Annotated in this window: 1 protein-coding gene and 1 pseudogene; one reads left to right on the top strand and one right to left on the bottom strand. The window is 54.0% G+C overall.

Features of this window, described 5'->3' with window-relative positions; translation table 11 throughout:
* A pseudogene (locus tag B3Z49_RS21795) lies at window positions 1-426 on the bottom strand (N-methylproline demethylase); the annotation flags it as partial.
* Between the two features lie 148 nt (window positions 427-574).
* On the opposite strand from B3Z49_RS21795, the gene B3Z49_RS21790 reads away from it, so the two are divergent.
* On the top strand, window positions 575-1104 hold a 530-nt coding region (locus B3Z49_RS21790; RefSeq protein WP_296994925.1), incomplete at its 3' end, for a TetR/AcrR family transcriptional regulator.

Genomic DNA, 1104 nt, shown 5'->3' with positions numbered 1-1104 from the left:
ATCCCAGTCTTCCATCTTTTTCGGAAAGGCCCGGTGGGCGGCTTCGCGCTTGTGCGATGGGGATACCACTGGCAACCAGTTTGCCTTGTCCCAACGTGTGCGACGGCCAAGATGGGTCAGCTGGATCATGACAGCAGCACCCTGTTCATGCACCGCATCGGTCAGATCCTTCATCCACGGAACGACTTCATCCTTCCAGACCAGAAGGTTGTTGAAAACCGGCGGGCTGTCCTTTGATACCGCAGCCGACCCCGCCGTCATCGTCATGGCAACACCGCCCTTGGCGCGTTCGACATGATAGGCGCGATAACGGTCCTTTGGCATGCCGTCCTCCGGATAGGCCGGTTCGTGCGACGTCATCATGATGCGGTTACGCAGCGTCAGATTTTTAAGCTGATAAGGCTGAAGAAGCGGGTCGTTGGACATTTGCGGGGCTCCGGGTTTGAACTCTCTGCCCATGACGATATTCAGAAATGTACAGTTATGTCAATTTCAAGTTCACTGATGTATATTTCAGATACATTCATGTACACTCTGCTTGTCGCGATCCGGGCAGTTTGCTAAGGAAACGTCCATGGAAGAACAGATTGAAGATATCGCCGGACAAAATAGCGGCTGGCGCGGATCGGCCGAGGTCTGGCTGAACGCGGCCTACGACGCCCTGCTTGAAACCGGCGTCGATGGTGTCAAGATCCAGCCACTGGCAAAACGCCTGAACCTGTCACGCACCAGCTTCTATTGGTTTTTCAAGGACCGGAAGGAGTTGCTGGGTGCCCTGCTGGATCTCTGGCGCGAAAAAAACACCGGTAATCTGATCAAACAAACAGAGGCCTATGCCGAGACCGTCTCGGAAGCGATGCTGAACATTATCGATTGCTGGCTGATGCCCGACCTGTTTGACTCGCGTCTTGAATTTGCCGTACGCAGCTGGTCGATGCAGTCCGACGATGTCAGGGCTGAAATTGAAAAGGCCGATCAGCAACGCCTTGATGCGCTCACCAAATTGTTCATCCATTTTGGACAGGAAGAACGCATGGCCGACGTCCGCGCCCGTGCGATCTATCTGGTACAGATCGGCTATATCTCGATGAAAGCAAACGAAGA

This window comes from Thalassospira sp. UBA1131 (genome assembly GCF_002311515.1).
Classification (GTDB): Bacteria; Pseudomonadota; Alphaproteobacteria; order Rhodospirillales; family Thalassospiraceae; genus Thalassospira.
This window is presented reverse-complemented; position numbering and strand designations above follow the sequence as displayed.